We start from the raw sequence: 22,230 nt of genomic DNA, 5'->3' as shown, positions 1-22,230 counted from the left end.
TGGGGAGATGACGAACGTCTCCGGGGGAACGCTTCGCCGCCGACCCGCTCAGCGCCGCAGCCTGGAACGGGTGGAGCGCATGTTGGACGAGTGCGCGCGGTTGTTGGACGAGGTCGGCTACGAGGCGCTGACCACCAAGGAGGTCGCGCGCCGCGCAGAGGTGCCGATCGGCACTTTCTACCAGTTTTTCCCCGATAAGCAGGGGCTTGTACGCGCGCTGGCGATACGCAATCTGGAGGCGTTCCTCGGCCGGGTCACGGCCAGGCTCTCCGAGGTGCGGCTGTCCGAGTGGACGGAGATGGTCGACCTCGCGATCGACGAGTTCGTCGCGATGAAGCGGTCCACGCCGGGGTTCGCGGTCGTCGACTTCGGGGGAGTGCTCGCCGCGCCCGGCGGTCCCATCCTCAAGGGGACCAACCGCATGCTCGACGCCGCGCTGGAGAACAACGCCATCGTGGCCGACCGGCTCCGCACCATCACCGTCGACCTGCTCGGCGCCCCGATCGGACCCGAGCTGGACCGGGCGCTCTTCGTCGCGGTCGAGGCCGCCGACGCGGTGCTCAAGCTCGCCTTCCGCTCCCTGCCCGACGGGGACCCCGAGCTGATCGCCGAGTGCAAGCACCTGGTCCGCCGCTACCTGTCGGCGCACCTGCCCCAGGAATGACGGTTCCCGCCGGCCCGTCGGCGGGGTCGGCCGGCGGGACCGGCCATCGTCGGTGAGTGCTGACGGTGAGCGCCATCAGCGGGCGGCGTTCAAGCGGACGCCGTCAGCGGGCGGCGTTCAAGCGGACGCCGTCAGCGGGCGGCGTCCAGGCGGGCGCGGTGCTCGCCGTCGAGCTTGAGGTCCAGGGCGCCCAGGGCCTCCTCCAGCTGGGCCAGGGAGCTCACGCCGACGATCGGGACCGTGGTCACGTCACCGCCGACCAGCCAGGCCAGCACCACCTGGTTGACGGTCGCGCCCAGCTCGCCCGCGATCTCCCGGAGCACGGCGAGCCCGCGCACGGTGCCGGGGTGGTCGTAGACGTCCTGGATCGGCCGGTCCTCGCGGGTGTAGGCGCCGAACATGAGCGTGTTGTACGCCCACAGGGTCAGGCCGGGCTCCGAGCGCAGATAGTCGAGCATGTCGTCCTGGACCAGGACGTGACCCGACTCCGGCAGCCGTACCCCGGGCCGGGGCCGCAGGTAGGTGTGGCGGAGCTGCACGTTGGTGTAGAGCGGCCAGCCGTTCGCCCGCGAAGTGGCGCGGGCGCGCTCCAGGCGCCAGGCCGGCACGTTGCTCGCGCCGATCTCGCGGACCTTGCCCGCCTGGGCCAGCTCGGCGAAGGCGCCCAGGGTCTCCTCCAGGGGAACGGAGCGGTCCTCGATGTGCGCCCAGTACACGTCGACGTGGTCGGTGCCCAGCCGCCGCAGGCTGCCCTCGGCGGCGGCGGCGATCGCCGTGGCGGACAGGCCCTCGGCGGAGTCCAGGGTCCGGTCACCGGGGACGGTCGGCCGTCCGCCGCACTTGGTGCTCAGCACCATCCGGTCGCGGTTGCCCCGGGCGGCCAGCCAGCGGCCGATGGCCAGCTCGCTCTCGTCGCCGGTGGCGCCCTCGTTCCAGAACGGGTAGTTGTTCGCGGTGTCCAGCAGGGCGCCTCCGGCGTCGGCGAACCGGTCGAGGATCGCGAAGACGGCCCTGTCGTCGAGGGTCGTGCCGAAGGGGATGGTGCCCAGGGCGAGGGGGATGTGTGTCATGGACACCACCCTGGATGCTGGAGTGGACTCCAGGGCAAGTGGGCCGCCCGGAGAGGGTGGAATTTGACCTGGAGTGGGTTTCAGGTGAAATGCTGCCCGGTGTGAGTGTGTACACACCGGGACAGGTGGTGGAGGAGACCGGCTTCAGCCTCGACACGCTTCGTTACTACGAGCGGATCGGGTTGCTTGAGTCGATCGGCCGCAACGCCGCCGGGCAGCGCCGGTTCACCCAGGAGGACGTCGGCTGGCTCGGCATGGTCCGCTGCCTGCGCGACACCGGCATGCCGATCGCGGAGATGCTCCGCTTCGCCGAGATGACCAGGGCGGGTGACCACACGGTCCGCGACCGCATCGCGCTGCTCGAAGCCCACGACCGGCGGGTGCAGGAGCAGGTCGAGAACCTGCGCGAGAAGCAGGTGGCGATCCGAAACAAGATCGCTTACTACCGCTCGGTGGTCGACTAGAAACCGCGCGGCTGGAAACCGCGCGGTCCGCGTCGCCGGAAGCCGGAAGCCGGAAGCCGGAAGCCGGGAGCCGGGAGCCGGAAGCCGGAAGCCGCGTGACTCGCGTCGCGGGAGGCTGAGAGCCGCGTGACTCGTGCCGGTGGAAGAGCGGGAACCGCGCCGTCCGTGTCGGCGGGAGGCCGGAAATCGTGTGACTCGCGTCGGCGGGGGCCGGATGACCGCGCGGTTCGTGCCGGACGTGAGCCCTGAGGCTTGCCGTAAGCCCTGAGGCTTATGGCCGTTCAGAAGCCGTACGACGGCTTTGCCCCTGGTCGAGGTGCCCTTTTCGGTCCGGCTGTTAAACCGGTATTCGGGGTCGGGTGTCCGGGGAGGGGCCATGGTCGCACCGCGCGCGCGCCGGATCAACATTCCGCTGCGCCACGTCGCCCTGATGTGCGGGGGGATGCTGTTCGCCCTTCTCGCCAACGTGACCTACCTCCAGGCGCTGGACTCCGAGCGGCTCAACGAGGACCCGCGCAACCAGCGGACGATGATCGCGCGCTTCGAGAGCCCCCGGGGCAGGATCCTGCTCCGCGACGGCACCGTCATCGCGACCAGCCGCAAGGCCAGGAGCGCCACCTACCGATACCGAAGGGTCTATCCCGGTGGTCCGCTCTACGCCGCGATCACCGGGCACTTCTCGCTCTACGGCACCGGCACCGGCGGCGTCGAGCAGGCCGAGGAGGCCCTGCTGTCCGGGAACGACCCCCGGGTGAAGGTGCGCGGGCTGGTCGACGGCACCCGCGGCGGCGCCACACTCAGGCTCACCGTCGACCGCGGCGCCCAGCGGGCCGCCTACGACGGGCTGCGCGCCACGGGAAAACCCGGCGCCGTCGTCGCGATCGATCCCCGCACCGGCGCGATCCTCGCCATGGTCTCGCTGCCCTCGTACGACCCGAACCTCTACACGAGCTTCGACGCGGCCGGGCTCGACAGGGTGGACAAGCGGCTGCAGGGCGACCCCGCGGACCCGCTGCTGAACCGGGCGATCCAGCGGAACTACCCGCCTGGATCCACCTTCAAGATCATTACCAGTGCGGCGGCACTCGGCTCCGGGCGGTACGACCTCGACACCCGCGTCAGCGCCCCGAAGGCCTTCCGCCTTCCCGGCACCGGCACCTACCTGCGCAACTCCGGCGGCGCCGCCTGCGGTGACGGCGCCCTTCCGCTGCTCCGGGCGTTCAAGCTCTCGTGCAACACCCCCTTCGCGAAGATCGGGGTCGACCTCGGCCAGGACGCGCTGCGTGAGCAGGCCGAGGCCTTCGGATTCGACACCGACGACCTGGAGGTGCCCATGCCGGTGGCCAGGAGCGTCTATCCCCCCGTGCTGGACGACGCGCAGACCGCGATGTCGGCGCTGGGCCAGTTCGACGTCCGGGCCACCCCGCTCATGATCGCGATGATCGCGGCGGCGGTGGCCAACGACGGCTCGCTGATGCGCCCCCACCTCGTGGACGAGGTCAGCCTCGTCGACGGCACGGTGATCGACGTGACCGAGCCCTCGCCGTACCGCCGCGCGCTCAGCGCCGAGGAGGCCGAACGGCTCACGGAGATGATGATCGCCGTCACCGGGAGGGGAGGGACCGGCGCCGCCGCGGCCGTCCGGGGGGGAAAGGTCGCGGGGAAGACCGGTACCGCGGAGAACGCCGTCTCGGGCGAGGACCACGCCGTCTTCAGCGGTTTCGCCCCGGCCGCCTCCCCCCGGATCGCCGTCGGGGTCCTGGTCGAGGGCGGCGGGCCGGGCGGGCGGGTGGCGGCACCCATCGCCAGGGCCGTCATCGAGGCCTTCCTGGGCGGCCAGGCCGAGTAGCCCCTGGTCCGAAGGCGACGTCGGGCCGAGGGGTCCTGGCCCTGGACGACGTCGGAGCGAGGAGGTTCTCGCCCGGAGGTGATGTCGAAGCGGGAAGGTTCCCGCCCGGAGGTGACGGAGGCCGTCGTCGAGGCCGTCCCGGAGTCAGGCGGAGTAGGCCCTGGCCTGGAGACCGTAGAGGTCGGCGTAGAGGCCGTCGAGGCCCATGAGCTCGTCGTGGGTGCCGTGCTCGACGACCTTGCCATGGTCGAGGACGTAGATCCGGTCGGCGTAGCGGACGCTCGCCAGCCGGTGGGTGATCAGCAGCACGGTGCGCCCGTCCGCGTGCTGCCGGATGCGTTCGAACAGGGCGTGCTCGGCGCGGGCGTCCAGGGCCGCGGTGGGCTCGTCGCAGATCAGCAGCGGGGCGTCCCGGTGGAAACCGCGGGCCACCGCGATCCGCTGCCACTGGCCGCCGGACAGCTCGTGGCCGTCCTTGAAACGCCGGTCGAGCAGGGTGCTGTAGCCGTGCGGCAGCTCGGCCACCACCTGGTCGGCACCCGCGACCTCGGCCGCGGCGACGAGCGCGGGCTCTCCCTTGTCGGTGCCCATGCTGATGTTGTAGCGGGCGGTCAGCGGCCAGCGCGTGTGGTCCTGGGCGATGACCGCGATGTGGTTGCGCAGCTCGTCGGGGTCGACGTCCGCCAGGTCCGTGTCGTCCCAGCTGACCCGGCCGCTGTCCGGTTCGTACAGCCCTGACAGGATCTTGGCCAGCGTGGTCTTGCCCGAGCCGTTCTCCCCGACGAGGGCGATCACCTCGCCCCTGTCGATGGTCACCGTGAGCCCCTGGAGCGCCGGGCCGGTGGAGCCCGGGTAGGTGAAGACGACGTCCTCGGCGGTGATCCGCTCGAAGCTCTCCGGGGCACTCGCCGGGCGTCCGGCGGGCAGCCTGCTCTCGGCCTCGGCGCAGAAGTCGAGGAAGTCGGTGAAGTAGAGGCCCTCCTCGTAGAGGCGGTTCGTGGCGTACATCAGGTTGGCCAGATAGGTCTGGCCGGAACGGATCGCCAGCACGGCGGTGCCCGCGACCGCCAGGGGGACCGCGCCCACCGCGAGCAGCACGCCCAGGGCGACGTAGACCACGGCCGTGCCGATGCCGCCCAGCGCCTCGCCGACGACCCGCGCGAGGATCTGCCGCCGGGCCAGGCCGAGCATGACGGTCTGCTCGGCCGTGGCCACCGCGTCGTACATCCGCATCAGGAAGCCGCGCATGGTGAACGAGCGCACCTCCGCGGCCGGGTCGCGCTCCGCCAGCAGTTCCGCGATGATCCACTTACGGCGTCTGGCCGGTATCAGGGAGTACATGGTCGTGTAGCGCATGCGTGCCGAGCGGACCGCCGCCCACGCGTCGGGCAGCACCGCCAGCACCAGCAGCGGCAGCAGGACCGGATGGAGCACCCCCAGCACGCCCGCCGCGGCGACGATGCCGATGATCGCGGTCAGCGTGTTGATGGCCGTGCCCACCACCTCGTCCGCCATGGAGACCCCGCGCGCCCTGGCCCGCTGGAGCGCGTCGTGGAAGTCGGGGTCGTCGAAGGCCGCGAGGCCGACCCGGCTGGTCAGCCCGTACAGGCGTTCCTCGGCGATCCGGCCGACCTGGGGCTCCAGTCGCGACTGTGCCCAGCCCGCGCCCGCCTGCGTGAGGGTGCGCAGGGTCGCGGCCACCCCCACCATGATCAGGCTGGGCAGGGCGGCCCGCACCCGGTCGGGGGTCGGTCCCGCCTCGAACAGCGCCGACAGCACCCCGGTCGTGGCGAGCAGCCCGAACGCGGTGAACACCCCGCTCAGCAGGCTCAGGGTGATCGCGACGGCGGTGTCACGGGGGCTGGCCAGCCAAGCCAGCCTGACGGCCTGCGACACCAGCGCCGGAAGCCTGCGGGCGATGGTCAGGAAGCCGACCTTCGTCATCTTGTCGGTGTGCGCGTACCACTCGGAGAGGCTGAGCTCGCCAAGCTCGGGGGCCGGGGCGGCGGGGGAGTCTGTCATGGGAGCAGTGTGAGTCGCCGTACCGGTGATGGCCATCGGATGGCCATGGGCGGTCACGGCACCGCCTCACCCAAGCCGAGTTCCACTGTCAGCGGTGCGCTCATGCGGCGCACGCCGACGTCAACGCGGCGATCAACATCCTCAGGGCAGGGCTTGCCCTTCGCGACGTCGCGCAAGCGGCTTAACGAGAAGCCGCTCCCTTCAGGAAGCGGAGGAGTCACAGGCCGGAAAAGGTCTAAGACTGGGCATGGTTCGGTAATTGATGTCACACTTTCTGTGACGGTTCTGTCCGCTACCTGTTAAGAGCCGATGACCCAGGACACCGCACACGCCTCCCTCACCGGAGGCAACCTTCCCCTCGAACCCAACGGCTTCGTGGGGCGTGAAGCCGACGTGGAAGAGCTCACCGACCTGCTGGGCGTCGCCCGGGTGGTGACGCTCTGCGGGGCGGGCGGCATCGGCAAGAGCAGGCTGGCGGTCCGGGTCGCGAGCCAGGTGGCGGGGGAGTTCCCCGGCGGTGTCTGGCTGGTCGAGCTGGCCGACGCGGTGCGCGGCGACCAGATCGAGCCCCGGGTGGCCGCCGTGCTCGGGGTCAAGGCCGAGCCGTCCCGCGCGCTGGCCGACACCCTGATCGACGCGCTCGGCGACCGGCGGCTGCTGCTGGTCATGGACAACTGCGAGTCGCTCATCGAGGAGTCCGCGAGATTCTGCCGCGCCGTGCTCACCGTCTGTCCCCACGTGCGCGTCCTCACGACCAGCCGCGAGCCGCTCCGGGTGGCGGGGGAGACCGTGTGGCGGGTGCCGCCGCTCACCCTGCCCAGGAGTGGCGAGCACGACCTCGGCACCGGCGAGGCGGTGCGGCTCTTCCTGGGCACCAGCGAGGCGGTGCGCCTGTTCGCCGACCGCGCCGCCGCCGCCTCGCGGGCCTTCTCCGTCACCGAGCAGAACGCGGCCGACATCGCCGGGCTCTGCGAGGCACTCGACGGGATGCCGCTCGCCATCGAGCTCGCCGCCGCCCTGTGCAGGGTGCTGACCGTCGAGCAGATCAACGCCAGGATCAGGGACAGGTTCCGGCTGCTGTCCGCGGGCGACAGGACGGCCCCGGCCAGGCAGCAGACGCTCAGGGCCACCGTCGACTGGAGCTACCAGCAGCTCAACGAGCCCGAGCGGATCCTCCTGCGCCGGCTGGCGGTCTTCACCGGCGGGTGGACGCTCGACATGGCCGAGCAGGTCTGCGCGGGCAACGCGCTGTGGGCGGAGGACGTCCTGGGGGTGCTCTGCGACCTGGTCGACAAGTCGCTGGTCCTGGCCGACGCAGAGGTGGCGGGCGAGACGCGCTACCGCATGCTGGAGACGATCCGCGAGTACGCCACCGAGCAGCTCGACGCCTCGGGCGAGGAGCCCGAGTTCCGGCGGCTGCACCGCGACCACATGATCGAGGTCGCCGCCCGGATCCACCAGACGATCGTCCGGCGCCCCCGCCCGACCTGGCCGGAGATCTGCCCGATGCTGGTCATGCTGGACGAGCTCCAGGCCAACGTGTGGGCGGCGGTGCGCTGGTCGGTCGAGTCCGCGGGCGACCCCGAGAGCGCGCTGCGCCTCCTCGTCCTGCTGCGCTGGCCGATCATCGCCGGGGGGAGGTTCACCCCGGCCGACAAGTGGCTCGACCGCCTGCTCGACGCCGCCCCCGAGGAGCTGACGTCGTGCGTACGCGGCGACGCCCTCGCGCTGCGCGGGCAGGTGGCCTTCGGGCAGGGCGACCCCGACACCGCGCAGATCGCCTGCACCGCCGCGGTCGACCTGTGCCGCGAGGCCGGCCTGTACGGGCCGCTCAGCGGTGCGCTGGCCATCCTCGCCTGGGTGGCCATCTACCAGCGGCGCCCCGAGAGGGCCAGGTCCCTGCTGGACGACGCACTGGAGGCCGTGGGCACGGTCGACGACCCCTGGCACGAGACGGTCATCCGCTCCATGGAGGGCACGTTCGCGCTGTCCGAGGGCAGGGCGAAGGAGTCACAGCGATCCTTCGAGGCCGCGCTCGCCATCGCCCACGAGCTCGACAACCACTGGGCCGCGCCGGTCGCCCTCATCGGCCTGGCCCAGGTCGCCTGGCTCCGCGGCGACCTGGCCGAGGCCCGCGCCCACTACGAGCGCGCCCTCGACATGCTCCAGGACATCACCGCGCACTGGCAGGCCATCACCTGCCTGTCGGGGCTGGGCCGGATCGCGCTGGCCCAGGGAGACCTCGCCACCGCGCGGATCAGGCTGGTCGAGAGCCTGCGACTCTGCATCGGGACCGGCCAGCGGCTCGGCGTGGCCCGTCGCATCGAGACGCTCGCGCAGCTCGCGCTCGCCGAGGAGGACGACCGCCGGGCGGTGCGCCTGGCCGGGGCCTCCGCCGCGATCAGGAGCGCGATGAGCGGCGCCGTGCTGCCGCCCGGGTTCGGGGCGCGGATGGAGGAGCTGCTCCAGCCCGCCCGGGTGCGCCTCGGTGACGCGCTGGTCGCCCAGCTGTGGGCGCACGGCCAGGAGATGTCCCAGGAGCAGGCGGTCCGCTACGCGCTGCAGTTCGACGAGCCGTACGAGACGCCCATGCTCGGCAAGCATCCGGTCGTGGCCCCGCTGACCACGCTGACCTGCCGGGAATGGGAGATCGCCGAGCTGATCGCGAGGGGAATGAGCAACAAGGCCATCGCCGACGATCTGGTGATCAGCCCCGCCACCGCGGCCCGGCACGTCGCCAACATCCTGGCCAAGCTCGGCTTCTCCTCCCGCACCCAGGTGGCCACCTGGGTCATCGAGCAGAACCGCTCCTAGCCCGTCGGCCCCGCGCGACCGGTCGACGCGTTCACGCGTCTCGTCCGGCGTGTGTGAGTTCTACATACTCCGGACTACACATTCGGGGGTGTGAAGATACATCTCGGGATACGCAGTCCGGAGCATGTGTCGTGCCCGCCGCGCGCCGTACGTTTTCCTGGTGTTCGACCGATGACGTCCAGCCTTCCGCACCGTGCCGGTCACAGTTCCGGTCCGGAACGGCAGGTCCACACCATCCCGGGCGTCTCGGTCGAGCACGCTGCGGACGTCGCGTGTCCCTGCTTGATGGCCGAGGTCTCCTCGGAGGGGTGGGGACCTGGGCCATGGGTCATGCGACAGCGGGCTCGAGTCGCGCAGGGCTCGGGCCCGCCCATCGCTTTTTCAGGTCCTTCTCCTGGCTCCTCCTTTTGGCCGCGGCCTCGGAATCCACGGAGCGGGCGCCCGTCACGGGGCAGGGGATCGAATACACAGTCATCTACATACATCTGCGGATGCCCGCGCGGATGGAACGGCCCTACCGTCGGCGGAATGAGACCCACCTCCCCGTCAACCAGCTGCACCCTCACCGAAGCGGTGTTCGGCTACGCACACGGTCGAGGTGATCGACCCGCACTCATCGACCTCGGTGCCGGGGTGGTGTACGGCTACCGCCGTCTGGCCGCGGAGGTGACGCGGGGAGCGTCGGGCCTGGTGAGGCGGGGGGCCAGGCGGCGCCAGGTGGCCGGGATCCACGTGGACAGCGCGGTGGCCCAGACGCTGGCGGTGCACACGGTCATCGCGGCGGGAGGGGTGGCGGCGCCGATCACCTCCGGATGCGAGGAGATGGCCGACCTGCTGGCCGAGTGGGACGCGCGGCTGCTCATCACCACCCCGCGCCTGGCGGACGCGTCGCTGCGGGCCGTGGAGGACTCACGGGTCCGGCAGGTGATCGCGTTCGGCCAGGCCCGTGACACTGTCGACTTCGCCGACCTGCTGCTCCTCGAGCCCGTCCCGCTGCCCTTCCTCGATCCGGCGGTGCAGCCCGCCCTTCTGATCGACGACGGGGGCGTGCTCACCCACCACGACCTGATCACACGGATGAACGCGCTCGACGAGGGCGTCGAGCTGGGGAAGTCCGACGTCCTCCTGGTGACCTGGCCCCTGAGGTGCAGCCTGGCCATGACGACGCTGCTCGGGCTGGCGCTGATGCGCGGCTCCCTGGTCGTCGTGGCCCCCGGCCTCTCGCCCGACGAGCTGTCGGCGACAATCCACGACTTCGGCGTCACCGTCGTGGCACTGTCCGACGGGGCCATTCAGCGCGTCTGAGACCTCTGCCCGGGGCGGCCAGTGTGTCTGAGGCGTCGTGTCTGAGGCGTCACCCGGAGCGTCCAGCGCGTCCGTGGTGTGTCCGGTCCAGATATTTCCGTAGATGCCGTCCGGGTTCCCGGCGCGTCCGTGGTGCCGTCCGGGTCCCCGGGTGTGTTCGTAGGTGCTGTCCGGGCCGCCAGTGTGTCCGTTTTTGTCCATCCGGAGCCCCTTTCGTCGCCACGATGTCCCCTTCGTGTGGCGGTAAGAGACGATCATGCCTGTCGCGTCGGCGGACGTCTCGGAGGCGTGTCCCCGCGCCGGGCCGGCGGTGGTTCCTGGGCTTCAGAAAACGGCCTGTCAGGGGTCCGACCTGGCCCGATGCCCGTCCGGCGGCGTGTGCTCCCGTCCCGTGGGTAGTTAACGACAAGCATGTTCTGAAAAAGGGGATCGTTTTCATGGCGCGCATTCTGATCACCGGCTCCACCGACGGCCTCGGGCTCATGGCCGCCCGGCTGCTGGCTCACGACGGCCACGGAGTCACCCTGCACGCGCGCGACGACGCCCGCGCCGGTGACGCGCGCGACGCGCTGCCGGAGGCGGAGGCCGTCCTCATCGGCGACTTGACCACCATCGAGGGAATGCGGTCCGTGGCCGTTCAGGCGAACAAGCTCGATCGCTACGACGCGGTCATCCACAACGCCGCCGTCGGATACCGGGAACCGGGCAGGATCGAGACCGCAGACGGCCTGGCCCACGTCTTCGCGGTCAACGTGCTCGCCCCGTACCTGCTCACGGCACTCATCACCCCGCCCGCCCGGCTGGTCTACCTGAGCTCCGGTATGCATCGCGGCGGGGACCCCAGGCTGGACGATCTTCAGTGGACCGCCCGGCCCTGGGACGGTTCGCGGGCGTACGCCGACAGCAAGCTGCTGGACGTCGTCCTGGCGTTCGCGGTCGCCCGCCGATGGCCGGACGTGCTGTCCAACGCGCTCGAACCCGGCTGGGTCCCGACGAAGATGGGGGGTCCGGGCGCGCCCGACGACCTCTCCCTCGGGCCCGTGACGCAGGCATGGCTGGCCACGAGCCAGGACCCCGAGGCCACCGTGACCGGCGGCTACTTCCATCACCAGGAACCGTGTTTCGCCCATCCCGCCGCGCGGTCGCCCGAGGTGCAGGACGGCCTCCTGGACGAGTGCGCCAAGCTGACCGGCGTCTCGCTCCCGTCGCACGCGGCGTGAGCGCGTCGGCGCGGACGGAACCGGTGGTGCCACGGGTCTTCGGCCCGTTCCCGTTCCCGCGGCGGTCGTCCATGTCCTTCCCACCACGGTCGCGCACGCCCTCGCGGGCCGGGTTTTTCGCGCGGCTCCACGATCCGGCCGTTGAAAGGCTGAACCTGACAGAGCCTGCCGACGTCTCATCATCATGCGACTGGTTGTCCTCCCGCTTCTCCTCGCGCTGACCGCCTGCGGCGCGCCCGCGACCGCGGCTCGAAGTACGGACGCGTCGGCTGCTCCCGCTTCCGCCCTGACCTCGGCTCCGGCCCCGATGAAGACGGAGTCGGGATCCGAGTGTGCTCCGGCCCCCTCCAGGAAGCTGAACGTCAGGCCGCTCCGGCAGGTCGCCTTCGACTACGACCCCTTCCACTCCCCGGAGGAACTCGCGGCGAAGGCCCCGCTGGTCGTCGCGGGAACCGTCAAGGACTTCGTACCGGGGCCGGTCGTCGAGGAGGGCATCCCCGGCGACCGCACGCACTACGTGCTGATGCCGGTGCGGGTGACCGAGCGGTTCAAGGGGAAGGCGGCGGGGCTGGTCCACGTGAAATTCTTCCAGGGCGGGCTGAGGGACGGGAAACCGATCTACTCGGTGGCCGACTTCCGGCGGGCGGTGCCCGAGGGCACCCGGATCCTGCTGTTCGCCTATCCGGACACCCGCGAGGGAACCGTGATCAGGAATCGCACGGCCCTTCCGGCCCGGACGCCGATCTACGCGGCCCACCCGCAGGGGGTGCTCCTCGGCAGTGGCCTGAAGGTGATAGGGGGCACGGAGGAGATCGATCCGGACTCCCGCTGGGTCGATCCCTGCGGTCTGGACGGCATCGTCACGCGGCTGCGCGCAGCCGGGTATCGCGGTACCACTCCCTGAACCCGGTCTTGATGTTCCGGCTTCTCAGGACCGGAGGCCCGAGGGGCTGACCAGGGAGTCGCCCAGCGCGGTGCGGTGGTACAGGACACCGCGGCCGGTGCGGCTTCCGGTGACCAGGCCCGCCCTGCGCAGGGCGGAGACGTGACCGCCCACGGTCCCCAGGCTCAGCTCCAGCAGGGTCACGAGCTGGGTGGTGGTCGCCGGGGTCGCCAGCTCCAGCAGGAGGCGGGTCCTGGTCCTGCCGATCAGCCCGGCCAGGCCGTCCGGCGTCTCGGGCGGGATGCCGGTGCCCCGGGCCGGATAGCTGATCGCGTACGGCCAGTGGGTCTCCAGGTAGGAACCGACCCCGGTGGGGAAGACGGTCGGGATGAAGAGCAGCCCGCGCCCGCCGAGCCGGTAGGTTGTCTCGTCCGGGCTTCTGGAGAGCACCTCGATGACACCGTCGGGACGCCAGCGGACCCGGGGGTTGAGATCGTCGAGTGCCGCGGCCCAGCCGTAGGTCGCCAGGCGGCCCGCCCGCTGGACCACGTCCCGCTCCAGGATCGCGTGGAAGCGCGGCCACGCGGGGGAGACGATCTCCCTCCAGGTCGCGGTCAGTGCCTCGGCGAACAGCCGTACGACGTCCGGTGAGAACAGCACGTCCCTGACGGGCTCCGTGGGGTGCGGCATCCCCTTCAGGTTCCTGACGATCTCGGCGTGCGCCCGCGCCATCGGGGTGGCGCGCACCACCGCGATCTCCGCCTCGAACGGGGTGTTCACCCCGGTCGGCGGTGGCGCGGGGAAGTCGGCGTTGTAGTCCCGTTCGCGGAACAGCGCCACCATGGGGCCCAGCCCGGGGTGCGCGAGCAGCAGTTTCCGGTACGGCTCCCGCATCCTGCCGGCCCACGCCCGCCACTCCCCGGCCTCCCGCATGCCGGAGAGGATCCAGAGCGTGTGATGGGTCACGATGAGCGGGGAGATGGCGAACCTGCTGGCCATGATGTCGTGCGGGGTGACCTCTATGCGGAAGACCATTGGGCGACCTTTCGGATATATCCGAAAGCTTAGCCAGCCGTCCGAGCGCCTTCCAGCATCGTGTCCATGACCACACAAGAGCGCGGCGCGACCTACACGGAGGTCTTCGCGAGCCGGGAGTTTCGTGTCCTGTTCGGAAGCTTCGCCCTCCTGGTGGCGGGGGACCAGGTCAAGATGCTGGCCCTGTCGGCGCTGGTCTACGCGCGGACCGGCTCGGCGGGGTTGTCGGCGGCGACGTACATGGCGGGTTTCCTCCCCTACATCGTCGGCGGCACGTTCCTGCTCTCGCTGGCCGACCGGATCCGGCCGCGTGCGCTGATGGTCGCCGGTGAGCTGCTGCGGGTGGTGACCTGTCTGCTCCTGGCCTTCGCCGGGATGCCCGTCTGGGCGATGCTCGTCCTGGTCCTGGCCACCGGGCTGTTCTCGCCGGTCTTCGGGGCGGCGCGCAGCGCTCTCCTGCCCGACCTGTTGCCGGGCGACGCGTTCGTCCTGGCCAGGTCCGTACTGAACGTGACGGCCGCCGGGGCCCAGATCGGCGGCCTGGCGGCGGGCGGCGCCATCCTCGCCCTCGCGGGACCCGCGGGGGCACTGGCCGTCACCGCCGCGCTGTCCGCCCTGGCGGCCGTGATACTGCGCTACGGCCTGCCCGACTTCCCCGCCAGGAACACGGAGGACGCCGGTGTTCCCGGCGCCGGTACGGAGGACGGCGGCCTTCCCGGTGACGGCCTTCCCGACGATGGTCTCCCTGGTGAAGGCCTTCCCGGCGACGGTGATTCCCCCGCCGGGGGGACGAGGAACGCGAGTGCCGGAAACCCGACGAGTGACGGCGCCGTACGGGAGACGCTGCGGGTCAACCGGGCCCTGCTGGCGAACCCCCGGATACGCGGCCTGCTGCTCGCGCAGTGGCTGCCGGTCTCGCTCGTGGTGGGTGCCGAGGCGATGATGATCCCCTACCTGGGGAACACCGCCGGGCTCGCCCTCGCCGCCGCCTCCGTCGGCCTGGCGGCCGGAAACTTCGTCGTCGGCCGGTTCGTCTCGCCCACCGGCAGGGAACGGCTGGCGTTTCCCTTCGCGGTCGTGTCGGGTGTTCCGCTGCTCGCCTTCGCCGTTCAGCCGGGGCTCGCCGGAGCCGCGCTGATCGTGCTGCTCGCCACCGCGGCGTCGACCGCCTGCCAGCTCGGGTTGCAGCGGTGGTTCGTGGACGCGGTGCCGGAACCAGTCAGGGGTCAGGCTTTCGGCCTGGCCTCGGCGGGAATGATGACCGGCCAGGCCGTGGGCGGCGCCCTGGTCGGCGTCGCCGCCGAGCTGACCTCCCCGCACACGGCCATCGTCATCACGGGAGCCGCGACCGTCATCTGCGCGCTCGCTCTGCACCGATCCCTAAGGCCGGAGCCCTCTTGACCGGGCTTGATCGCGTACGAACTTCTGTGTCCCCTGACCATTGGTCAGCCGCCGCCCAGCGGGTGCGTCGACGTCCTCGCGCCGGGCGTGGCGCACTCGCGGGAAGAAGATCCTGGCTTGCGGCGAAGTACGGGTGATCGTAACCACCACCCAGAAAGCAGGCTTATGCCGGAGACAAGACCATGATCGCCGAAGTGGGCGAACAGGTGACCGACGCCGAACTCGTCGCCGGGTACCGGCAGAACCCCGAGCTGTTCACCGCCGTGCACGACCGCTACTACCGCGACATCTACCGGTACGTGACCGGTCGGCTGGACACGCAGATCGCCGAGGACATCACGGCCGAGACGTTCCTGCTGGCCTTCGACCGGCGTGACCGGTTCGACCCGGAACGCGGTGGCCTACGGCCCTGGTTGTTCGGTTTCGCCACCAACCTGGTCGCCAGGCATCGGCGCAAGGAGTCACGCCACTACAGGGCGCTGGCCCGGCTGGATCCGGAGTCCGTGGTGGAAGGCCACGAGAACCGGGTCGTCACCTCCGTCGCCGCTCAGCGCATGCGGCCGTACCTGGCCAAGGCGCTCGCCACCCTGTCCGGCGGCGAGCGTGACGTCCTGCTGCTCGTGGCCCTGGGCCAGCTCGACTACGACGAGGTGGCCCAGGCGCTCGGCATCGCCACCGGCACGGTGGGCTCCAGGCTCAGCCGGGCGCGCGCGAAGATCCACGCCCTCATCGACAAGGAGACAGTCCATGGATGACCTGAACACGCTCGCCACCCTGCTGACCAAGCCCGAGCCGTCCAGTGAGGCGATCACCCGCAGCAGGGAGCGGCTCCAGGACAGGGCGCGAGGCCGCGCGCGACGGCGGATCGGGTGGCTCGTGCCGGGACTCGGTCTGGCCACCGCCGCCGCGGCGGCCGTCGCCGTGATCGCCACGGGCGTGGTCACGCCCGCCGGCGCCCCGGCCTCGGGCCGGGAGGTCCTGCTCATGGCCGCTGCCAGCGCGGAACGTACGCCTCAAGGTTCCGGGACCTACTGGCACGTCGAACGGGAGTGGTCGAACGTGGAGATTCCACGGGTGGAGAGCTGGACCGGGCGCGACGGCCGGCGCTGGACCAAGGGCGAGCCGGGCGACTCTCCCGACGTCGTCGTACCAGCGCGGACCACGCTCATGCTCAAGGGGGCCGAGGTGAGCTTCGAGGACCTCGAAAGGCTGCCGGCGGATCCGGAGGCGTTGAAAGCGCGGATCGCCGAGATCAAGGGGCCTGACAGCGACATGAGCGAATCTGAACAGCGAGATGACTCTCTCTTCCCGCTGATGGCGCTGATCTCGGAGCTGCCGACGCCTCCGGAGGTCCGTTCCGCGGCGTTCCGGGCACTCGCCGCGACGCCGGGGGTCGAGAATACGGGCGCGGTCGAAGGCGGGCAGGAACTGCTGATCCCCGGTTCTGAAGAGGGGGATGAGACCAAACTGGTTGTCGACCCCGAGACCGCTCAGGTGAGTCGCACCAACTTTCTCATCACCGCCGAGGGAGGCGTGGCGAGCAGCAATGGATTCATCCGGGTGACCACCGGCTGGACGGACCAGCCCCCTCAGTAGGGCCTCTGTGACGGCGGCTACCCCCCACGAAGACCGACCGTGGCCGTGTGGGTCGCCGCCGCGCTCGGGGATGGAGTTCGAGCGCGCGGCGGCCCGGCGGGGTTTCGAGCCTCGGGGGCGCGTGGTCGTGGCCCTGGGCGAACGCGGAAAAACACCATTTCCCCTTACACGCAAGGCGGATCATGATTTTAGGTAAGTCGCTCCTCGCCGCTGCCATGGCGGCGACGATCGTCGGCAGCACACCGGCACCGGCACCGCAGGCTCCCTCTCAGCAGGCGAACGGGGTGACCCTGATCACCGGTGACCGTGTCGTGGTCACCGGCCGCAGGCACCGGGTGGAGCCCGGCCCCGGCCGGCAGGAAGTCGGCTTCACGAGCCAGATACGCGAAGGGCACCTGTATGTGATCCCGTCCGACGCGCAGTCACTGATCGCTCAGGGAGTGCTGGACCGGCGGCTGTTCGACGTCACCCAACTGCTGCGGTGGCACTACGGCGACGCCGACAGGGGGGACATCCCCTTGATCACGCAGTCGGCCGCGGGTCCGGTTCCCGCGCTCAGGGGCGCGCGGGATGCCCGGCAGCTCGCCGGCCTCGGTATGACCACGCTTCGTCTGCCCAAGAGCGGCGCGGCTCAGACGTGGAAGGAGATGGTGGGCGGCGTCCGCACCTCGGCCGCGGGGACGAAGATCTGGCTGGACGGCCGCCGGTCCTTCATCCTCGACCAGAGCACCAAGCAGATCGGCGCCCCCGAGGCGTGGAAGCAGGGGATGACCGGTAAGGGTGTCACGGTCGCCGTGCTCGACTCCGGCTACGATCCCGACCATCCCGATCTGAAAGGCGTGGTCACGCAGGAACGCAACTTCAGCGAGGACCCCGACATCCGCGACACCGTCGGCCACGGCACCCACGTCGCCTCGATCGTCGCCGGTGCCGGGGAGAGGTACCGGGGGGTGGCGCCGGACGCGAAGATCGCCGTGGGCAAGGTGGGCGACGCCTTCGGCCCGACCGACTCCGCCATCCTGGCCGGAATGGAATGGGCCGCCGTCGAGGTCAAGGCCAAGGTCGTCAACATGAGCTTCGGTGCGCCGGACATGGTGGAGATCGACCCCGTGGAGCAGGCGGTGAACACTCTGTCGGCCCAGACCGGCACGCTGTTCGTCGCCGCCGCGGGCAACGATGGCAGTAGGCAGGTGAACAGCCCCGGCAGCGCCGACGCCGCCCTCACGGTCGGCGCCGTCGACCGGCTGGACCAGGTGGCCTCGTTCTCCAGCACAGGCCCGCGCGAGGGCGACCACGCCGTCAAACCGGACCTCACCGCACCGGGGGTCGACATCGTCGCGGCGGCGGCGGCAGGCACCGCCGACGGCGCCCACGTCGCGATGAGCGGCACCTCCATGGCGACCCCGCATGTGGTCGGAGCCGCGGCCATCCTCGCCCAGCGCCACCCCGAGTGGACCGGCGAGCAGCTCAAGGCCGCGCTCACCGGCAGCGCCGCTCCTTCACCCGGCACCACGCCGTACCAGCAGGGCGCCGGGCGGGTGGACCTGGTCCGCGCCCTGAAGCAGCAGGTCGTGGCCCAGATGACGGACACCTGGGCCGCCTTCCCCTGGGACGGCCCGGACGAACGCACGAAGACCGGGACCATCACCTACACCAACTCCGGCGACGCCCCTATCAGCCTCGACCTGACCGCCGAGGGAGAAGTGCTCGAACTCGGCACCCGGCGGCTCGACGTGCCCGCCGGAGGACAGGCGTCGGTCACGCTCACCATCGACGCGAGCGGCAAGGCCCCCGGCGACTATCCCGGAACCGTCACCGCCACCTCGGGCGACGCCGCGATCCGCACCGTGGCCGGCGCGTACGTCGAACCCGAGTCCTACGACGTCACCATCAACGTCATCGGCAGGCAGGGCCAACCGGCCGACCCCTGGGTCGCTGAGATCTACGACGCGAAGACCGAGACCGTCATCAAGCCGGTGTTCCGGAACGGCGTGGCCACGGTACGGCTTCCCAGAGGCGACTGGAATCTCCACACCGAGGTCATGGAAAGGGTCGACGGGAAGCTGAACCATACCGTCGCCAACTCCCCGCTGCTGGTCGATGACGGCGACCGCCGGTTGACGGTGGACGCACGCCAGGGCAAGGCGACCAAGATCACAATCGACGATCCGGGTGCCGAGCTTGAGCCTGGTTTCGAGTTCGGGCTGGCCCATGGCGCATGGAACATGTCGACGTTGACGAGCTGGGACGTCAACAGCCAGTTCTTCGTCGTTTCCGCTCACCAGCCAGGTCTGACCTACACGTTGAGAACCACATGGCTGAGCAAGGACGTGTCTCCCAGCCCATATGTCTACGACCTCGTCGACCGTCGCACCGACGGTATTCCGGAAAATCCCACCTACAACGCCAGGCGGAAGGATCTGGCGAAGGTCTCCACGACCTACCGAGCCTCGGGAGTGGCAGCCACGGGGACGCCGATGGCAGGACCGCTCTTCGGTGATTTCCCCGGCGGGTCAATGGGCTGGCTGGTCGGTGACCTCCCCCTTCCCAGCACGCTCATCCACTACCGGACCTCCGGGCTGACCTACGAAAGCGGGCTCCAGGTCGGTACCTCCCTGACCTTCGACGGTGGCAGGCTCACGAAGCGCGGACAGACCAGTGAAGTCTGGAACCCCGCGGTCACCGGGCCGTCGTTCCTGCTGCCGGGCGGCAGCCGTACCGGCGACAGGCTGACCTTCTCCGGGGTGGGGCTGTTCGCCGACGGGGGGCCGGGCAGGACGGGCTCGGACACCGCCGCCACCGGCACCGCCACCCTCGCCAAGGACGGGGAGGTGCTGGCGAAGGCCGACATCGCCAACTGTGAGGTCTACCAGAAGGAAGGGTGCGAGCTCCACGCCGACCTTCCCGCCGGGCCCGGTGCCTACACACTGACCGCGTCGACGCGCAGGCAGGTCCCGTACTCGACGCTCTCCACCGGCGTGGAGTCCGTATGGAGATTCGGGTCCGAGACCACGGCGAAGGAGCGGCCACTGCCGCTGATGGCGGTCCGTTACAGCCCCGAGGGCCTGGATGAGTCGAACCGCGCCAAGCCGGGCGGCACGACCCGCCTGCCCCTGTGGATCGAGCGCAACCCCGGGTCCACCGAGGCCGAGGTGAAGTCGGTCCAGCTGGAGATGTCCACCGACGACGGCGCGAACTGGCGCCGGATCCCGGTCGTCCGCACCGGCTCGGGCTGGACCGCCGCGGTGCCGAACCCGCGTACGGCCGGATTCGTCTCCCTCCGCGCGGTGGTGACCGACACGGCGGGCAGCGGCCTGACCCAGACGATCACTCGCGCCTACGCCGTCGGCTGACCGACGACCACGTCACGCTCACCCAGGCCCGGCTCCCTTCCGGACCGGACCTGGGTGAGCGTGGCGGGCTCATCGGCGGGTGCCGGACCATTCGCGCGAGGTACGGACGCGCAGGCGGCCGTATTCGAGCTCTCCGGTGATCCGGACGTGCAGCTCGCCCGGACGCGCGTGGCCGGGCAGTGCGCAGGTCACGCTGCCCCATCCGGTGCGTACCCCGTCGACGTTCGCGGTCGCCCCGGGCGGCAGGATGATCGTGGCGGAGCCGTAGGGGAGCCGGAGCTCGATGTCGATCTCGGGATGCCGGACGAGGGCCTGGGACAGGTCGAGCCGCACCCCGCCGTACTCGGACTCGACGCGCAGCAGGCGCGGGACCTGCCAGTCGCCCGACCGCCTGATACGCCCGCCCGTGGACATCAGTCGGAGTACGTCGTCCGGGGCGTCCGTGCCGTCCGTGCCGTCCGGCAGGTCGGCGATCAGCGGCAGCAGATCGCCGTGGGATTTCGCCGTGAGCGCGAGTTCGAGCCGTTCCTCCATCTCGCCGGGGCCGAGGCGTCCGTCGGCGAACGCCTGCTGGAGCTGTCGCACGACCCTGTCGCGTTCTCCGTCGGAGACGCGTATCCGTGGTTCCATCTGCGTCCTCATCTGCCTTTCCTCGCCGACCCGGGTCACTGGCTGACCGCCCTCTTGTACAGCCGGATGGACAGGGGCACGAACACGACCAGGAGCAGTGCCGACCAGAGCAGCGTCGCCGGAACCGCGTGCTGGAGCGGCCAGGCGCTGGGCGTCGGCATGGCCGCGTTGGTGTTGCCGAAGAGCTCGCGGGCGGCCTGGACGACCGTGGAGACGGGATTCCACTCGGCGACGACCTGCAGCGGTCCTGGCAGGCGGGTGCTGTCGACGAAGGCGTTGGACAGGAAGACCAGCGGCATCGACACGATGGTGGCGATGTTGTTGAAGACCTCGGGCTTGCGCAGGGCGAGCGCGACCGCCGCGGTCACCCACGAGAACGCGTACGCGAACAACAGGAGCAGCAGGAAGCCCAGCACCGCCCGGTACGGTTCCGAGTGGATGCGCCAGCCGACGACGAGCCCGACGAGGGTCATCGCGATGACGCTGCTCGCGTTCATGAGGACATCGCTGGAGGTCTGGCCGGTCAGCACCGCCGACGGGGACATGGGCAGCGTGCGGAACCGGTCGAAGATGCCTTTCTGCAGGTCCAGGGTGAGCGTGTAGCCGGTGATCTGCGCGCTCGTCACGATCGTCTGGACGAAGATCCCGGGAATCATGTACTCCTGGTACGACATGCCCGGCAGGCTCATCATGCTGCCGAAGACGTACGCGAACAGCAGCACGAACACGATCGGGAGAATGATCACGCCGCCCAGCAGGTCGGGCGCTCGCTTGATCTTGAGGACGTTGCGTTTGGTGATCGTCATGCCGTCGGCGACCGCCATCTGGAGGGCGTTCATCGGGTGTGCTCCTTCGTCTTCGTCGTGGTGAGTTCGCCGGTCTGGTGTCCGGTGAGGGTGAGGAACACCTCGTCCAGCGTCGGCCGCCGCAGTCCGGCGTCGCGTACGGCGACGCGTTCGGCGGCCAGGTGGCCCAGGGCCGTGGTGAGTGAGGCCGTGCCGTCGCTGACCGGGATCGTCAGCTGGAGTGCGGTGGCGTCGGTCCGCATCTCCCCGACGGCCAGCGGGGCCAGGGTGCGCCGCACGACGTCCAGGTCGGCGGCGCTGGTCATGGTCAGCTCGATGCGGTCGCCGCCGACCTGGTCCTTGAGCTCGTCGGCGGTGCCGAGCGCGATCACGCGGCCGTGGTCGACCACCGCGATCGTCCTGGCCAGCCGGTCGGCCTCCTCCAGATACTGCGTGGTGAGCAGCACGGTGGTGCCGTCGGCGACGAGCTCGGAGATGACGTCCCACAGGCTCGCGCGGGCTCGGGGGTCGAGGCCGGTGGTGGGCTCGTCGAGGAACAGCACCGGCGGGTCGGCGACCAGCGCTCCGGCCAGGTCGAGGCGGCGCCGCATGCCGCCGGAGTAGCCCTGTACGGGGCGGTCGGCCGCCTCGGCCAGGCCGAAGCGTTCCAGCAGCTCGCGGGCCCGCTGCCTGCTGCGCTTGACGCCGAGGTGGTAGAGGCGGCCGACCATCTCCAGGTTCTCGGCACCGGTGAGGTGGTCGTCGACGGCGGCGTACTGGCCGGAGGCGCCGATGTGGGCGCGCAACCGGTGCGCGTCGGCGACGACGTCGAACCCGGCGACCGTGGCGCGGCCGGAGTCCGGTTTCAGGAGGGTGGTCAGGATTCGCACGGTCGTGGTCTTGCCTGCGCCGTTGGGGCCGAGCAGGCCGAACACCGTGCCCTGGGGGACGGACAGGTCCAGCCCGTCGAGGGCGACGACGTCGCCGTACTTCTTGACCAGCCCTTCGGCCATGATCGCGGGGGGCATGCGGCTTTCTCCTTCGTTCGCGTTCGCTTGTATCGAGGGGGATGAGGGCGTGACGGGGTAGCGGGCGGTCGCCTGTGGACCGTCCGGCCGCGTGTGTCAGATGGAGTTGGT

Annotated in this window: 17 protein-coding genes and 1 pseudogene; 12 read left to right on the top strand and 6 right to left on the bottom strand. The window is 70.7% G+C overall.

From position 1 onward, the window contains the following. The first annotated feature begins 7 nt into the window (after positions 1-7). The gene (locus OG587_RS45145) at positions 8-664 is read left to right on the top strand and encodes a TetR/AcrR family transcriptional regulator (protein ID WP_329085128.1); all 657 of its coding nucleotides are present in this window, start codon (positions 8-10) and stop codon (positions 662-664) included. A 131-nt stretch (positions 665-795) separates the two neighbouring features. Here OG587_RS45145 and OG587_RS45140 read toward each other — a convergent pair whose 3' ends face one another. Further along, positions 796-1,734, bottom strand: coding sequence for an aldo/keto reductase (locus OG587_RS45140; protein WP_329085126.1), 939 nt, complete (start codon positions 1,732-1,734; stop codon positions 796-798). 101 nt (positions 1,735-1,835) lie between these two features. Between OG587_RS45140 and OG587_RS45135 the strand changes: the two genes are divergently transcribed. Further along, on the top strand, positions 1,836-2,198 hold the full coding sequence (locus OG587_RS45135) for a MerR family transcriptional regulator (protein WP_329085124.1): 363 nt from the start codon (positions 1,836-1,838) through the stop codon (positions 2,196-2,198). Positions 2,199-2,574: 376 nt separating this feature from the next. Further along, complete coding sequence (locus tag OG587_RS45130; RefSeq protein WP_329085123.1) at positions 2,575-4,047, top strand: peptidoglycan D,D-transpeptidase FtsI family protein; 1,473 nt, start codon at positions 2,575-2,577, stop codon at positions 4,045-4,047. A 144-nt stretch (positions 4,048-4,191) separates the two neighbouring features. Here the strand turns inward: OG587_RS45130 and OG587_RS45125 are convergent, their stop codons facing one another. Further along, positions 4,192-6,069, bottom strand: a complete 1,878-nt coding sequence (locus tag OG587_RS45125) for an ABC transporter ATP-binding protein (protein ID WP_329085122.1) — start codon at positions 6,067-6,069, stop codon at positions 4,192-4,194. 95 nt (positions 6,070-6,164) lie between these two features. On the opposite strand from OG587_RS45125, the pseudogene OG587_RS45120 reads away from it, so the two are divergent. The 5 genes and pseudogenes from OG587_RS45120 to OG587_RS45100 all read left to right on the top strand — a co-directional run. Further along, positions 6,165-6,254, top strand: a pseudogene (locus OG587_RS45120) (hypothetical protein); the annotation flags it as partial. A gap of 124 nt (positions 6,255-6,378) precedes the next feature. Next, positions 6,379-8,883: a tetratricopeptide repeat protein gene (locus tag OG587_RS45115; protein WP_329085120.1), complete on the top strand. Its 2,505-nt coding sequence runs from the start codon at positions 6,379-6,381 to the stop codon at positions 8,881-8,883. Positions 8,884-9,411: 528 nt separating this feature from the next. Beyond that, on the top strand, positions 9,412-10,188 hold the full coding sequence (locus OG587_RS45110) for an AMP-binding protein (protein ID WP_329085118.1): 777 nt from the start codon (positions 9,412-9,414) through the stop codon (positions 10,186-10,188). Positions 10,189-10,625: 437 nt separating this feature from the next. Then, positions 10,626-11,408: an SDR family NAD(P)-dependent oxidoreductase gene (locus tag OG587_RS45105; RefSeq protein ID WP_329085116.1), complete on the top strand. Its 783-nt coding sequence runs from the start codon at positions 10,626-10,628 to the stop codon at positions 11,406-11,408. Positions 11,409-11,592: 184 nt separating this feature from the next. Continuing rightward, positions 11,593-12,312, top strand: a complete 720-nt coding sequence (locus tag OG587_RS45100; protein WP_329085114.1) for a hypothetical protein — start codon at positions 11,593-11,595, stop codon at positions 12,310-12,312. Positions 12,313-12,336: 24 nt separating this feature from the next. Here the strand turns inward: OG587_RS45100 and OG587_RS45095 are convergent, their stop codons facing one another. Then, complete coding sequence (locus OG587_RS45095) at positions 12,337-13,326, bottom strand: ArsR/SmtB family transcription factor (RefSeq protein WP_329085112.1); 990 nt, start codon at positions 13,324-13,326, stop codon at positions 12,337-12,339. A 66-nt stretch (positions 13,327-13,392) separates the two neighbouring features. Between OG587_RS45095 and OG587_RS45090 the strand changes: the two genes are divergently transcribed. The 4 genes from OG587_RS45090 to OG587_RS45075 all read left to right on the top strand — a co-directional run bounded on the left by OG587_RS45090 (position 13,393) and on the right by OG587_RS45075 (position 19,676). After that, positions 13,393-14,727, top strand: a complete 1,335-nt coding sequence (locus tag OG587_RS45090; protein ID WP_329085111.1) for an MFS transporter — start codon at positions 13,393-13,395, stop codon at positions 14,725-14,727. Positions 14,728-14,909: 182 nt separating this feature from the next. Further along, on the top strand, positions 14,910-15,482 hold the full coding sequence (locus OG587_RS45085; protein WP_329085108.1) for an RNA polymerase sigma factor: 573 nt from the start codon (positions 14,910-14,912) through the stop codon (positions 15,480-15,482). Beyond that, positions 15,475-16,323: a CU044_5270 family protein gene (locus OG587_RS45080; RefSeq protein ID WP_329085106.1), complete on the top strand. Its 849-nt coding sequence runs from the start codon at positions 15,475-15,477 to the stop codon at positions 16,321-16,323. The genes OG587_RS45085 and OG587_RS45080 overlap by 8 nt, the downstream gene beginning before the upstream one ends. Positions 16,324-16,505: 182 nt before the next feature. Continuing rightward, the gene (locus OG587_RS45075; RefSeq protein ID WP_329085104.1) at positions 16,506-19,676 is read left to right on the top strand and encodes a S8 family serine peptidase; all 3,171 of its coding nucleotides are present in this window, start codon (positions 16,506-16,508) and stop codon (positions 19,674-19,676) included. A 69-nt stretch (positions 19,677-19,745) separates the two neighbouring features. On the opposite strand, the gene OG587_RS45070 is transcribed toward OG587_RS45075, so the two are convergent. From OG587_RS45070 to OG587_RS45060, 3 genes are read right to left on the bottom strand one after another with little or no spacing between them, the layout of a single operon-like run. After that, the gene (locus OG587_RS45070) at positions 19,746-20,318 is read right to left on the bottom strand and encodes a DUF1707 SHOCT-like domain-containing protein (protein ID WP_329085102.1); all 573 of its coding nucleotides are present in this window, start codon (positions 20,316-20,318) and stop codon (positions 19,746-19,748) included. Positions 20,319-20,341: 23 nt separating this feature from the next. Beyond that, positions 20,342-21,145 (bottom strand): ABC transporter permease, encoded by an 804-nt coding sequence (locus OG587_RS45065; protein ID WP_329085101.1) that lies wholly within the window; start codon positions 21,143-21,145, stop codon positions 20,342-20,344. Further along, positions 21,142-22,119, bottom strand: a complete 978-nt coding sequence (locus tag OG587_RS45060; RefSeq protein ID WP_329085099.1) for an ATP-binding cassette domain-containing protein — start codon at positions 22,117-22,119, stop codon at positions 21,142-21,144. Before OG587_RS45060 ends, OG587_RS45065 begins: the two co-directional genes overlap by 4 nt. Between the last annotated feature and the right edge of the window lie 111 nt (positions 22,120-22,230).

This window comes from Streptosporangium sp. NBC_01469 (assembly GCF_036227305.1).
Taxonomy (GTDB): domain Bacteria; phylum Actinomycetota; class Actinomycetes; order Streptosporangiales; family Streptosporangiaceae; genus Streptosporangium.
The sequence above is the reverse complement of the archived record's forward strand: the minus strand, read 5'-3'. Positions and strand labels throughout refer to the sequence as shown.